The organism is Pseudomonas sp. E6002 (genome assembly GCF_013385565.1).
Lineage (GTDB): Bacteria > Pseudomonadota > Gammaproteobacteria > Pseudomonadales > Pseudomonadaceae > Aquipseudomonas.
The window spans coordinates 263,347-276,328 of the sequence record NZ_JACAPT010000009.1 but is presented as its reverse complement, the minus strand read 5'-3'; the positions used below and the strand labels follow the sequence as shown (position 1 = coordinate 276,328).

Annotated in this window: 11 protein-coding genes; 2 read left to right on the top strand and 9 right to left on the bottom strand. The window is 59.8% G+C overall.

Annotated features, from left to right (window positions below):
- Positions 1-110 precede the first annotated feature (110 nt).
- The 4 genes from ilvD to HX815_RS07545 form a co-directional block, all read right to left on the bottom strand.
- Positions 111-1,952 (bottom strand): dihydroxy-acid dehydratase, encoded by a 1,842-nt coding sequence (gene ilvD / locus HX815_RS07560; RefSeq protein WP_003213802.1) that lies wholly within the window; start codon positions 1,950-1,952, stop codon positions 111-113.
- Positions 1,953-2,213: 261 nt separating this feature from the next.
- A complete protein-coding gene (locus HX815_RS07555) occupies positions 2,214-3,413 on the bottom strand; it encodes an MFS transporter (RefSeq protein WP_177022339.1) in 1,200 nt (399 codons plus the stop codon).
- Positions 3,414-3,535: 122 nt separating this feature from the next.
- Complete coding sequence (locus tag HX815_RS07550) at positions 3,536-4,669, bottom strand: SagB/ThcOx family dehydrogenase (protein WP_371135984.1); 1,134 nt, start codon at positions 4,667-4,669, stop codon at positions 3,536-3,538.
- Between the two features lie 336 nt (positions 4,670-5,005).
- Positions 5,006-6,202: a class I SAM-dependent rRNA methyltransferase gene (locus HX815_RS07545; protein ID WP_003213799.1), complete on the bottom strand. Its 1,197-nt coding sequence runs from the start codon at positions 6,200-6,202 to the stop codon at positions 5,006-5,008.
- 313 nt (positions 6,203-6,515) lie between these two features.
- Between HX815_RS07545 and HX815_RS07540 the strand changes: the two genes are divergently transcribed.
- Both HX815_RS07540 and mutM read left to right on the top strand, forming a co-directional pair.
- Positions 6,516-7,328 (top strand): HDOD domain-containing protein, encoded by an 813-nt coding sequence (locus HX815_RS07540; protein WP_173882995.1) that lies wholly within the window; start codon positions 6,516-6,518, stop codon positions 7,326-7,328.
- A 21-nt stretch (positions 7,329-7,349) separates the two neighbouring features.
- Positions 7,350-8,162, top strand: coding sequence for a bifunctional DNA-formamidopyrimidine glycosylase/DNA-(apurinic or apyrimidinic site) lyase (mutM, locus tag HX815_RS07535; RefSeq protein WP_003213797.1), 813 nt, complete (start codon positions 7,350-7,352; stop codon positions 8,160-8,162).
- A 133-nt stretch (positions 8,163-8,295) separates the two neighbouring features.
- Here the strand turns inward: mutM and HX815_RS07530 are convergent, their stop codons facing one another.
- The 5 genes from HX815_RS07530 to HX815_RS07510 all read right to left on the bottom strand — a co-directional run bounded on the left by HX815_RS07530 (position 8,296) and on the right by HX815_RS07510 (position 12,955).
- Positions 8,296-8,547 (bottom strand): YfhL family 4Fe-4S dicluster ferredoxin, encoded by a 252-nt coding sequence (locus HX815_RS07530; protein ID WP_003213796.1) that lies wholly within the window; start codon positions 8,545-8,547, stop codon positions 8,296-8,298.
- A gap of 183 nt (positions 8,548-8,730) precedes the next feature.
- Complete coding sequence (gene coaD, locus HX815_RS07525; protein WP_003176711.1) at positions 8,731-9,210, bottom strand: pantetheine-phosphate adenylyltransferase; 480 nt, start codon at positions 9,208-9,210, stop codon at positions 8,731-8,733.
- 114 nt (positions 9,211-9,324) lie between these two features.
- Positions 9,325-10,920: a GMC family oxidoreductase gene (locus HX815_RS07520; RefSeq protein ID WP_134327474.1), complete on the bottom strand. Its 1,596-nt coding sequence runs from the start codon at positions 10,918-10,920 to the stop codon at positions 9,325-9,327.
- Positions 10,921-10,953: 33 nt separating this feature from the next.
- The gene (locus HX815_RS07515) at positions 10,954-11,499 is read right to left on the bottom strand and encodes a twin-arginine translocation pathway signal protein (RefSeq protein WP_087693254.1); all 546 of its coding nucleotides are present in this window, start codon (positions 11,497-11,499) and stop codon (positions 10,954-10,956) included.
- A 28-nt stretch (positions 11,500-11,527) separates the two neighbouring features.
- A complete protein-coding gene (locus tag HX815_RS07510; protein ID WP_177028021.1) occupies positions 11,528-12,955 on the bottom strand; it encodes a coniferyl aldehyde dehydrogenase in 1,428 nt (475 codons plus the stop codon).
- Positions 12,956-12,982 lie beyond the last annotated feature (27 nt).

Below are 12,982 nucleotides of genomic sequence, written 5' to 3'. Positions count from 1 at the left end.
ACCGCAATTCGCGAGCAAGCCCGCTCCCACAGTTGATCTTCTTTGTTTGGGGAATTATCTCCAGACAAAAAAATGCCCCGCACATGGCGGGGCATTTTTATGGGCGAGGCTTACAGACCGTCAAGCATCGCCTTGTTACGCACAGCACCTTTGTCGGCACTGGTGGCCAGCAGGGCATAAGCCTTCAAGGCGGTGGTGACTTTGCGCGGACGCTTCTCCACCGGCTTCCAGCCTTTCTTGTCCTGCTCGACCCGGCGTGCCGCCAGTTCTTCATCGCTGATCAACAGGTTGATCGAGCGGTTCGGAATGTCGATCAGCACCTTGTCGCCATCCTGCACCAGGCCGATGGCGCCGCCCGCAGCAGCTTCCGGCGAAGCGTGGCCGATGGACAGGCCCGAGGTCCCGCCGGAGAAACGGCCGTCGGTCAGCAAGGCGCAGGCTTTGCCCAGGCCCTTGGATTTCAGGTACGACGTCGGGTACAGCATCTCTTGCATGCCCGGGCCGCCTTTCGGGCCTTCGTAACGGATGATGACGATGTCGCCTTCCTTCACTTCGTCAGCGAGGATGCCGCGTACCGAGCTGTCCTGGCTTTCGTAGATCTTGGCGCGGCCTTCGAACACGTGGATCGACTCGTCGACACCGGCAGTTTTCACCACGCAGCCATCCAGCGCGATGTTGCCGTACAGCACGGCCAGGCCGCCCTCTTTCGAATAGGCATGCTCGACACTGCGGATGCAGCCGTTTTCACGGTCGTCGTCGAGGGTTTCCCAACGGGTCGACTGGCTGAACGCGGTCTGCGTCGGGATGCCGGCCGGGCCGGCCTTGAAGAAGTGATGCACGGCTTCGTCAGTGGTTTGGGTGATGTCCCACTTGGCGATGCCTTCGGCGATGGATTTGCTGTGCACGGTCGGCAGGTCGGTGTGCAACAGGCCGCCACGGGCCAGGGAGCCGAGGATCGAGAAGATCCCGCCGGCGCGGTGCACGTCTTCCATGTGGTACTTCTGGATGTTCGGCGCGACTTTGCACAGTTGCGGCACGTGGCGCGACAGGCGGTCGATGTCCCGCAGGTCGAAGTCGATCTCGGCTTCTTGCGCGGCGGCCAGCAAGTGCAGGATGGTGTTGGTGGAACCGCCCATGGCGATGTCCAGGGTCATGGCGTTTTCGAACGCCTTGAAGTTGGCGATGTTGCGCGGCAACACCGACTCATCGTTCTCGGTGTAGTAGCGCTTGCACAGCTCGACGATGGTGCGGCCGGCCTGCAGGAACAGTTGCTCGCGGTCGCTGTGGGTGGCCAGTGTCGAGCCGTTGCCCGGCAAGGCGAGCCCTAAGGCTTCCACCAGGCAGTTCATCGAGTTGGCGGTGAACATGCCGGAGCACGAACCGCAGGTAGGGCAGGCGCTGCGCTCGTATTCCGCGACCTTCTCGTCAGAAGCGCTGGAATCGGCGGCGATGACCATGGCGTCCACCAGGTCGAGGCCGTGGGAGGCGAGCTTGGTCTTGCCGGCTTCCATCGGGCCGCCGGAGACGAAGATCACCGGGATGTTCAGGCGCAGGGCGGCCATCAGCATGCCGGGGGTGATCTTGTCGCAGTTGGAGATGCACACAATGGCGTCGGCGCAGTGGGCGTTGACCATGTACTCCACGGAGTCGGCGATGATCTCGCGGCTCGGCAGGGAATACAGCATGCCGTCATGGCCCATGGCGATGCCGTCATCCACGGCGATGGTGTTGAATTCTTTCGCTACACCGCCGGCGCGTTCGATCTCGCGGGCGACCAGTTGGCCCAGGTCCTTGAGGTGGACGTGGCCGGGTACGAACTGGGTGAACGAGTTGGCAATCGCGATGATCGGCTTCTTGAAGTCGTCATCTTTCATCCCCGTGGCGCGCCACAGTGCGCGGGCGCCGGCCATGTTGCGGCCGTGGGTGGATGTTTTCGAGCGGTAATCAGGCATTGGAGCACTCCGGGCGGCTAATCAAGTACTAAAGGGGAGTGAGCTTCTAATTGACGACTGGAACACCCGATAAATGGCCGTGTGTCCGGAAGTTGCCACTCGCGTCGCGGGATCGCCGCTTGCTTGGGCCTCGAGCTCATAAACCCGCCGGGGGATGACTGGCGATGAATAGGTCCGATTCTACACCGCTGGCGGCCGGAGGGAATGGCCGCCAGCGTGTAGATAGCGCTTACGAGACGTGTGGGTGTGCAAGTTTCATGGTCAGCGACCGACCCGGGCGTTCGTCACCACGCCCCAAACGCTGAACACGATGAAGCTGATGGCGATGGTCATCAGCAGGTTGGCCCCGGCTTGGGCGAGGGCGGCGCTGCTGACGGCGGCGGTGATGAACATGATGCTGTTGCCGGCCGACGCGGCGGTGCCGGCGCTGCTGGAGAACAGCAACATGGCCGCGGAAATCGCGGCGGGGCGTACCAGGGTCACGGCCAGGGCGCTGATCAGCATCGGGATCAGCAGGGTGATGGTGGTGATAGCTCCAAGACCGACGATCAGCATCAGAAGCACGCCTGCGACAAGCAGCAATCCAAGGCCGATGTTGATTTGCCGGGACAGCGAGATGCGTTTTTGAAGATACGACGCCGCCAAGCCACCGAGCAGATAGGCCACGCCATACACCATGAGTACCAGTGCGTACTGGTATTCGGAGAGTTTCAGCGAGTCCATGAAAATCAACGGTGTCACGCTGATCAAGGCGAAGTAGCAGGCGAACACCAACGCGGCGATCCACCAGTAACGCAGGAAGTCGCGATTGGTTGCGACATCTTTCAGCGTGCCGATGATCGACACCTGCGTGCGGTGCGGGCTGGCGGACTTGGAGGGCAGTATGCAGAACGCATGGATCAACATGCCCGACGCCATCAGTGCGAACCCATAGAAACTACCTTGCCAGTCGAAGGTGGTTTGCAACCAGGAGCCGATCAGCGGTGACAAGGCGACGAACGAGCCGCTCAGGGTCATGTAGTAGAGGCGCACACGGGCGCGATCCTGTTCTTCGAACAGGTCCTCCACTAACGCGTGGCCCAGTACGAAGAAGCCGCAACCCATGGCCTGGACCGAGCGAAACAGCAGGAAGCTCAGGTAGTCCGTCGATAATGCGCAACCTATCGCACCCAGGATCGATAGCGTGATGCAACCGAGCAGGACTTCCTTGCGGCCCCATTTATCCGACAGCGGTCCGGCGACCAGTTGGGAAATCGAAAAAACCAGCGTGAACAGGCTGATGGACAGCGCCACATCGGCGGTGGGTGTATCGAACCTTTCAGCCAAGGCGGGGAAGGAGGGCAGCAGGATGTTGATCGGGAAGAAGCTGATAAGTGAGATGCAAGTGATGAGGATGAAGCGTGAGAATTGGTGGCGTTTTATCTCGCTGCCGAGTAAGGGCGAGCAGGAAGACTCAGACATTGTTTTTATTTCCGGTGGGGTGCCAAAAACCGATATTAGCCTTGGGTGGCGAGAATTCAATCAATAAAGGTGGAGTCATTCTCTTCCAAAGGCATGCTGTAAAAGGCTGCATCGCCAAGGCCTCAATCAGTCCTCAAAAGCTTTTCGAATTCATCGCTGAAAACCTGACCGTCGCTGTAACCGGCGCCTACGAAAAGTACCAACTGCTCTTTAAGGTCCTGTATGCCAAGGGCTTTCTCGATCTTGGTGTCGTTGAGAGCGGAGGAAATCCAAGTGTTAAGCCCTATGGCGGTTGAAATGAGCTGAGCTGTTTGTGAGATGTGTCCGGCTTCTATCAGGGCAACTCGGTAGGCTCTGGAGTGTGGGTACTTCCACCACAGTTTGTCGAATCGTGATGTAATGAAAATACCAAACGGAAGATTGTCGATGAAGTGCTGGCCGTTAAGGTAGTTTCCAAGAGGCTCTTGTATTCGACGAATCAGCCTGAGTGCGTGTAACTCCGGGTGATAATAATAAAATCCGGGATTTACGCCTCTTATGTTGTGCGCATACACATAACCTTCGCTGGAGCTTAATCCACCACCTGATGGGCTGCTTCGTCTAGCGCGGAAAGAGGGGGGCGTTAAATGTGAGGTGTCTTGCAGGCGTTCTTTCAAGTGCCCTAGAGACAGGTAGAGCAACGTACTCAGGTCTTCTAAAGAAATGCTTTTGTTTAAATAGGTGCGGCAGGTTTTTCGCTTAATTAACGTGTGTTGCAGTAACGGGTATGTTCTGAGAGAATCGTTTGGTGAGGGTTGCGGTAGACTGATGAAGTCTTCTGATTGGAGATGGGCGAACCGATTCGAGTCAGGAGGACTCTTGCGCATTACGCCCTGGCAGTGGGCCAAATAATGAGCTGCCCAACTGACGCTGTCTGTAGGTTGATCAGCGTCTGATAAGTCTTTTGTACCGATGTGGAATATCCTCGACAAGTCATCCCATCCCCACTGGTTATCTAACGTTGGCGCACCTTGTTGAATAATTGCATGGTGAGTGAACGTCGAGTCGATCCTAAACTCAGGGTTATAAAGCGAAAGGTCGTATATTAGCTCTAGCAGTCGCTGCGAGTGCACGCGATCTAATTCAAATTGCTCATGAGTTTTGTAGTTCCAGATAATCAGATGTTGTGATTTGGTTAAGAAAAATAAGTTGGGATTTATGTGCATTGTTTTCTTCCCATTCTTAGGGCTGGGTTGGCGTACAACCCAGCTTGTCATCAACGACTTATTTAGGCATTCCAATCAATGCGAATGCTGCCAGTGCTTTTGACTCAAGAACGATTGCGTACATATCAGCTCTCCATTTCATTAAGTTAAATGGCTGTCACACAAAATGATTGTGACAGAAGCTAGGCTAGGCGCTGGTTTTAGATTTATCTAGTCAGAAGGCGTGGGAGGATTCTGATGGCGTTGTAGTATGTTTTTGCTGTAACGATGAAGCTATATGTGGTTTTTGACGTTGTACAAGAAATGAAAAAGTTTGCTTTTATTTGAAGGGGCGGCTTTGTGAATTGATGCTGCCCGGAGCCAGTCGGGCAGCATCGCGGGAAAAACTCAGCTATTCGGCAACAACCGGCAAGTAATGCTCTTGATATACCGGGTCTCGGCAATCGCCGGGTGCACCGGGTGGTCCGGGCCCTGGCCGCCGCGTTCCAGCATCTGGATGTTGCGATCCAGGTGACGGGCGCTGGTCAGCAGGATGTTTTGCAGGTCGTCTTCCGGCAAGTGCATCGAGCACGAAGCGCTGACCAGGATGCCGTCCTTGCTGAGCAGGCGCATGGCTTGCTCGTTCAGGCGGCGGTAGGCGCCTTCGCCGTTCTTCATGTCTTTCTTGCGCTTGATGAAGGCAGGCGGGTCGGCCACGATCACGTCGAAACGCTCTTCGCTGGCTTTCAGCTCTTTGAGGGCTTCGAACACGTCGCCTTCGATGCAGGTCATTTTCTCGGCAACGCCGTTCAGTGCCGCGTTGCGCTCCACGCCGTCGAGGGCGAAGGCGGAGGCGTCGACGCAGAACACTTCACTGGCACCGAAGGCGGCCGCTTGCACGCCCCAGCCGCCGATGTAGCTGTACAGGTCGAGTACGCGTTTGCCTTTGGCATACGGGGCCAGGCGGGCGCGGTTCATGCGGTGGTCGTAGAACCAGCCGGTCTTCTGGCCCTGGATCACCGGCGCTTCGAACTTCACGCCGTTTTCTTCGAGGGCAACCCACTCCGGCACCAGGCCGAATACGGTTTCGACGTAGCGGTTGAGGCCTTCGGCATCACGCGCGGCGGAGTCGTTCTTGAACAGGATGCCGCTTGGCTTGAGCACTTGGGTCAGTGCGGCGATCACGTCTTCCTTGTGGGCTTCCATGGTCGCCGAAGCGATCTGCACCACCAGGATGTCGCCGAAACGGTCGACCACCAGGCCCGGCAACAGGTCGGAATCGCCGTACACCAGGCGGTAGAACGGCTTGTCGAACAGGCGGTCACGCAGGGACAGGGCCACGTTGATGCGGTGTACCAGCAGCGACTTGTCCAGCGGCAACTTGATGTCGCGGGACAGCAGGCGGGCGCAGATCAGGTTGTTCGGGCTCATGGCCACGATGCCGAGGGTCTTGCCGCCGGCTGCTTCCAGGATCGCCTGGTCGCCTGCCTGGAAGCCGTGAAGAGGTGTGGCGGCCACATCGATTTCGTTGCTGTAGACCCACAGGTGGCCGTTGCGCAAACGACGATCGGCGTTGGCTTTGAGACGCAGGCTTGGCAGGGACATGACGTCGCTCCGGAAAAAAGAGCGGGAGTATACCGTGTTGTGCGGTACTTGGCGGCGCCGCCGGACATGTGGGTTGTGATGTCCCTGTGGGAGCGGGCTTGCCTGCGATAGCATCACCTCGGTTATCTGAAAGACCGAGCCGTCTGCATCGCAGGCAAGCCCGCTCCCATATTCGGTCCGGTTTCAGTTCGGGTTTTTGAGGTGTCAGCCTGGTTGCCATAAAGGTTAGAATCGCCGCCTAGTCCAGAGTGTGCCCCCTATGTCCCAAGAGCTATCCGCCGAACAGATCCAACAGAGCCTCCAAGGCATCAGTGTGCCGCCTCAACCGCAAATCATGGTGGATTTGCAGATGGAGCAGTACATGCCCGATCCGGACCTGGAAGTGATCGCCCGGTTGATCGCCCAGGACCCGGGCCTCTCCGGCTCGCTGCTGAAGATCGTCAATTCGCCGTATTACGGTCTGAGCAACAAGATCGTCTCGATCCAGCGCGCGGTGAACCTGCTGGGCAGCCGCTCCATCGTCAACCTGATCAACGCGCAGTCGATCAAGGGCGAGATGAGCGACGACACGATCGTCACCCTCAACCGTTTCTGGGACACCGCCCAGGACGTGGCCATGACCTGCCTGGCCCTGGCCAAGCGCACCGGCAGCCAGGCGGTCGATGAAGCCTACGCATTGGGGCTGTTCCACGATTGTGGCGTGCCGTTGATGCTCAAGCGTTTCCCGAACTACATGAGTGTGCTGGAAGAGGCCTATGCCAACGCCGGCCCGGAGTGCCGTGTGGTCGACACCGAGAACCAGGCGTTCAACACCAACCATGCCGTGGTGGGTTACTACACCGCCAAATCCTGGCGCCTGCCGGAACATGTGACCGATGCCATCGCCAATCACCACAATGCCCTGGCGATTTTCAGCGACGAGTCCAACCACAAGCCGCAGCTGAAAAACCTGCTGGCGATCCTGAAGATGGCCGAGCACATTTGTGCGTCGTACCGCGTGCTGGGCAACCAGGTGGATGACCATGAGTGGAACGCCATCGGCCCGCTGGTGCTGGACCATATCGGCCTGTCGGACTACGACTTCGAGAGCTTGAAGTTGTCGATCCGCGAGCTGGGCGCGCACTAACCCTTTTTCCAAGAGGTACACATGCCCGAGTTACCGGAAGTCGAAACCACCCGGCGCGGAATTGCGCCGCACCTGGAAGGCCAGCGGGTCAGCCGTGTGGTGGTGCGTGAGCGGCGCCTGCGCTGGCCGATCCCGGAAGACCTGGATGTGCGGCTGTCCGGGCAACGCATCGTGCTGGTGGAGCGGCGGGCCAAGTATTTGTTGATCAATGCCGAGGTCGGCACGCTGATCAGCCACTTGGGGATGTCGGGCAATTTGCGCCTGGTGGAAGCCGGCAGCCCGGCGGCCAAGCATGAGCATGTGGATATAGAACTGGAGTCGGGCCTGGCCCTGCGCTACACCGACCCGCGACGCTTTGGCGCGATGCTCTGGAGCCTCGACCCGCTGAACCACGAGCTGCTGATCCGCCTGGGGCCGGAGCCGTTGACCGACCTGTTCGACGGCGAGCGGCTATTCCAGCTGTCCCGTGGACGCTCGATGGCGGTGAAGCCGTTCATCATGGACAACGCGGTGGTGGTGGGCGTGGGCAATATCTATGCGACGGAAGCGCTGTTTGCCGCCGGGATTGATCCGCGTCGTGAAGCCAAGGGCATTTCCCGTGGGCGTTACCTGAAGCTGGCGATCGAGATCAAACGCATCCTGGCGGCGGCCATCGAGCGCGGCGGCACCACGCTGCGGGACTTTATCGGTGGCGACGGACAGCCGGGGTATTTCCAGCAGGAATTGTTCGTCTATGGCCGTGGTGGCGAGGCGTGCAAGGTCTGTGGGGCTGAGTTGCGCAACGTAATACTGGGGCAGCGGGCGAGTGTGTTTTGCCCGAAGTGTCAGAGCTGACAATTTGTGGTGCTGCTGATGGCCTATTCGCGAGCAAGCCCGCTCCCACATTCGACTGCATTCCAAAGGTGGAACTCGGTCGAATGTGGGAGCAGGCTTGCTCGCGAAGGGGCTTAATGAAGCGCCAAGGGACTTAGGCCTTCCCGGTAATCAACCGGTACTTCTCCATCAGTTGCTCTTCCGTTTCCGGATGAGCCTCGTCCAGCGGAATGCAATCCACCGGGCAAACCTGCTGGCACTGGGGTTCGTCGTAGTGGCCGACACACTGGGTGCACAGGTTGGGGTCGATCACATAGATCTCTTCACCCTGGGAAATGGCAGCGTTCGGGCACTCGGGTTCGCAGACGTCGCAGTTGATGCAATCGTCGGTGATGATCAGGGACATGGAAACTCCTGCCAGGGCTGTCAGCCAAGGCATCTGAAAACTAATGCGCGCAATTGTGCCGCATTGGCGCCCGCAGTGCGAGTCACAGCGATGGACAGTAGGAGCCGGCTTGCCGGCGATGGCGATGGGTCAGTTGCACCGTGGCGCCTGGATCGCTGGCAAGCCAGCTCCTACTGTCCGGGATTATTTCTTGAATCGCAGGGTGAGAGCATCCGCCACAGCCGGGTGCACGAACTTGGTGATATCCCCGCCCAACGCCGCGATTTCCCGGACCAACGTCGAGGAAATGAACGAATAACGTTCCGAAGGCGTAAGAAACAGGCTTTCCACGTCCGGCGCCAGTTGGCGGTTCATGTTGGCCAGCTGGAATTCGTATTCGAAGTCCGACACCGCCCGCAGGCCGCGCAGGAACACATTGGCGTTCTGTTCCTTGGCGAAGTGCGCCAGCAGCGTCGAGAAGCCGACCACTTCAACGTTGGGCAGATGCTTGGTGACCTCACGGGCCAGCTCCACGCGCTGTTCCAGGGGAAACAGCGGGTTTTTCTTGGGGCTGGCAGCGACCGCGATAATCACATGGTCGAACAAGCGCGAGGCGCGTTCGACCAGATCGCCATGGCCCTTGGTGATTGGGTCGAAGGTACCTGGGTACAACACTCGGTTCATCGCGTCGTCCTGGCGGAGTCCGTTGGGGAACCGGATGGTATCGCAGCCATCCCGGTCGGCCAAGTCAACTTATTCAGAAGAAAGCACTATAGACACCGCGAATACCCGGTTTTTTCAGGCCGTTTTCAGACGTTCGGCCAATGCCGTCGCCAGTTGCGCCGTCAATCCATACACCGATAACTGCGGGTTAGCGCCAATGCTGGTGGGGAATAGCGAGCCATCGTGGATCGACAAGTTGCGCAGTTGATGATGGCGCCCAAGGCTGTCGGCCACGGCGTTTTTCGGTTCTTCCCCCATCGCGCAACCGCCCATTACATGAGCGCTGCCGAGCCGGGTTCGGTGCAATTCGAGGTTCAACCCGTCGATCATGCTGCGGGCTTCAGCCAAGGTGTTCACGTAGCGCGCATCGCCGTGCAGCGGCATCACCGACTTGGCGCCGCCGGCAAACTGAATCTCCGCCATGCTGTGGAATGCCCGGCGCAGGCCGTCCCAGGCGTAGGGCGAAACCTGATAATCGAGCACCGGTGTGCCATCGCCGCGTAATTCGACTGTGCCACCCGGGCTGTCGGGGTGGAAGCCGTCCCGCAGCAGCGCCAGCATGGCGTGGGTTTTCGGCAGTTGACCCATGTCCAGCGCGTTCTGCGTGCCGTAGCCGCCGAGCAAGGTGCTGGCCAGGCCCGGATGCAGTGGCGGTACTTCGAGCTTGTAGGACATTTTGCCGGTAGTGCCGTCCTGCCATTGGAAGTGATCGGAATAAATCGACTGCGGCGCGCCGTAGAACGGGTTGATCACCTCGTCGAACAACCCGGCGGAAAAATTCACCAGGTGTAAAAAGGTTCGCTTGCCCAGGCGCGAGTGGGGATCGGGTGCGTCCGAGCGCAGCAGCAGCGCCGGGCTGTTGATGCCGCCGCCGGCCAGTACGTAATGCTTGGCTTTGACTGTGATCTTGCGGCCGGTGGGTGCCACGCAAAACTGATCCATGGCCACGCATTCGAGGCTGGTGATGGTGTCGCCGCTGAACTTCAGGCGTTCGGCGCGGGCCAGGTACAGCAGCTCGCCGCCTTTCTCCAGGGTGGACGGAATGGTGGTCACCAGCATTGATTGCTTGGCGTTGACCGGGCAACCCATGCCGCAATACCCCAGGTTGAAACAGCCGCGCACATTGCGCGGGATCACGTGCCAGCTGTAGCCAAGCTTTTCGCAGCCCTTGCGGATCACGTCATTGTTGGCATTCGGTGGCATGGCCCAAGGCGCGATGCCCAGGCGTTGTTCCATTTTTTCGAACCAGGGCGCCATTTCGGCGCTGCTGTGGCCCTTGACCGCGTACTCGCTGGCCCAGTGGGCGAGGGTCGGGTCCGGGGTGCGGAAGCTGGAGGTCCAGTTGATCAGCGTGGTGCCGCCGACCGCGCGGCCCTGCAGGATGGTGATAGCGCCGTCCTTGCTCATGCGGCCGATGCCTTCCTGGTAGAGGCTGGCGTAGGCCTCGTCTTCCAGCAGCTTGAAGTCGTTGCTGGTCTTCAGCGGGCCTTCTTCGATCAGCAGCACCTTGTAGCCGGCGGCGCTGAGGATTTCGGCGGTGGTGCCGCCGCCGGCGCCGCTGCCGATGATCGCGACGTCGGCTTCCAGGGTCAGGTCCTGGTCGAGGGCGGCGCCATTGTGGGTCTTCCAGCCGCGGGCCATGCCATCGCGGAACAGATCAGGTACGGGCATCAGGGTCGTCTCTTGTTTTTATCGGGATGCAGATCAGATTTTCGGTGGGCCGGGGTAGCCGCAATGCGCCCAGGACTCGGGGCGGAAATACCAGGCCATGATCACCAGTTTGAGCAACGAGCCCTGGCCCATGCGCAGCAGGTTCAGGTAGCTGTTTTCCCAACGGTGCAGGAAGTTGCGGATCTGTTCGCCGCTGGCGTTTTCCCAGCTGCCCCACACCCCGGTCAGCGGCCCACGGGTGACGGCCATGCCCAATACGTCGAACAGTTGCTGGGTCAGCTTGAACATCTCGGGCGACAGGTGTTGCAGGCTGAAGTCGAGCTTTTTCAGGGTGTCGTCGATCCCGGCCACCACTACCTCGGCGCTGGCCACGCCCTCCAGCAGCACCGGAATCACTGCCCGCAAAAACGGCAGGTCACTGCTGCGCAACATCGCAAAGCCGCTGGCCGGGGTGCTGCTGGAGCAGCCGCTGAGGCTGGCGCCCAGCCCGGCGGTGGCCAGGAAGGCGCTGGCGCACAGGCCGAGTTTCAAGACGCCGCGCCGTGACAGCGCGGGTGATTCAGTCAGGCTAGGGTTCATTCTTATTGTTATCCCGGTGATGGGTTTGTTAGCGGACGAACAGCTTCTGGATCAACTTCTGGATGGATTTGCCATAGGGCGGGTAAATCAGCTTGGCCGCGTTCAGGCGTTGCTTGATCAGCACGCCCTTGGCCTTGCTGAAGGTCAGGAAACCTTCATGGCCGTGGTAATGGCCCATGCCCGACGGGCCGATGCCGCCGAAGGGCATGTCGTCCTGGGCTACGTGCAGCAACGTGTCGTTCAGGCACACGCCGCCGGAATGGGTTTCGTGCAGTACGCGGTTCTGTTCCGCCTTGTCGTAGCCGAAGTAATACAGCGCCAGTGGGCGAGGGCGCTGATTGATGTAGGCAAAGGCCTGGTCGAGGCCGCGATACGGCACGATCGGCAGCACCGGGCCGAAGATTTCGTCCTGCATCACGGTCATCTCGTCGCTGACATTCAGCAGCAGGCTGTGGGCCATGCGGCGGTCCTGGCCCTGGTCGTACAGCGGGACCAGGGTGGCACCCTTGTCAGTGGCGTCTTTCACGTAGCCGTTGAGCCGGGTTAACTGTCGTTCGTTGATGATGGCGGTGTAGTCCGGGTTGTCGGCCAGGGTCGGATAGAACCCGCGAACCGCCTTGCTGTAGGCCTCGACGAAGCCGTCTACACGGTCTTCCGGCACCAGCACGTAGTCCGGCGCCACGCAGGTTTGCCCGGCATTCAGCGCCTTGCCGAAGGCGATGCGTTCGGCGGCGTCCTTGAGCGGCACGTCGGCGGAAACAATCGCCGGTGATTTGCCGCCCAGTTCCAGGGTGACCGGCGTCAGGTGTTCGGCCGCCGCGCGCATCACGTGCTTGCCGATGCTGGTGGCGCCGGTGAACAGCAGGTGGTCGAAGCGCAGCTTGGAAAACGCCATGCCCACTTCAGCCTCGCCGAGCACCACGCACACCAGGTCCTCGGGGAAGATCTTCGCCAGCAGCGTCTTGAGCAACTGGCCGGTGGCGGGGGTGGATTCGCTGAGCTTGAGCATCACCCGGTTGCCGGCCGCCAATGCACCCACCAGCGGGCCGATGGCCAGGTACAACGGATAGTTCCAGGGCACGATCACCCCGACCACACCCAGGGGTTGATAGATGACCTTGGCGGACGCGGGCTGGAAGGCAATGCCTACAGCGCGGCGGGAAGGTTTCATCCAACCCTTGAGGTGTTTGCTGGCGTAGTGAATGCCATGCAGGCTGGGCATCAGTTCGGCGAACAGGGTTTCGTCGGCGCTGCGGTGGCTGAAATCACTGCTGATGGCGTTGATCAGCGCCTGGCGCTCGTCACTCAGCAGCTCGCGCAAGGCCTTGAGCCATTGCTGGCGCTGGGCGGCCGGCGGCATCGGGTTGGCGGCGTAGGCTTGGCGCTGCGCGTCGAACAGTTCCTGGAGCTGGTCCAGCGCCTGGGAATCTTGCAGGTAGGCAACGTTGGCAGACATGGCGAAGTTCCCGATTGTTATTGGAAT